Here is a 383-nt window from a genome sequence, read left to right on the forward strand (position 1 = left end):
CGACGCCCTTGCCCGGCGTGTGGCAGGCCGTGCATTGGCCGGCGAAGGACTGGTGCGCGCTCGAGAGCGGGCCGGGCGAGACGAGCTGCGCCACCAGGCCGGCATCCCTCGGCGCGTCCGATCGCATCCGGATTGCGACCGCGGCGACCATCACCAGCAGGGCTGCGATGAAGACGGCGTAGGAAAGACGCTGCCAGCTCATAGCCAGCGCAGCCCGTAATAGAGCGCCGCGCCGACATGGAGCGCGAGCAGCGCGAAGATGAGACAGCCCAGCAGGATGTGCAGGATCCGCCACCGTGTGAACAGGGAGTTGGTTGCCTCTTCGGCACGGATCGCGAATTCGGTATCGGCCAGCGCCGCGGCGATCCCCGCCCTGTTCTGGG

At 68.7% G+C, this 383-nt stretch carries 2 pseudogenes; both read right to left on the bottom strand.

Features of this window, described 5'->3' with window-relative positions:
• Nucleotides 1-202, bottom strand: a pseudogene (locus AX709_RS17245) (cytochrome C); the annotation flags it as partial.
• Nucleotides 199-383: pseudogene (locus tag AX709_RS17250) on the bottom strand (hypothetical protein); the annotation flags it as partial. The pseudogenes AX709_RS17250 and AX709_RS17245, both read right to left, overlap by 4 nt.

The organism is Sphingomonas sp. CCH15-F11, from assembly GCF_001557005.1.
In the GTDB taxonomy this organism is placed as follows: domain Bacteria; phylum Pseudomonadota; class Alphaproteobacteria; order Sphingomonadales; family Sphingomonadaceae; genus Sphingomonas.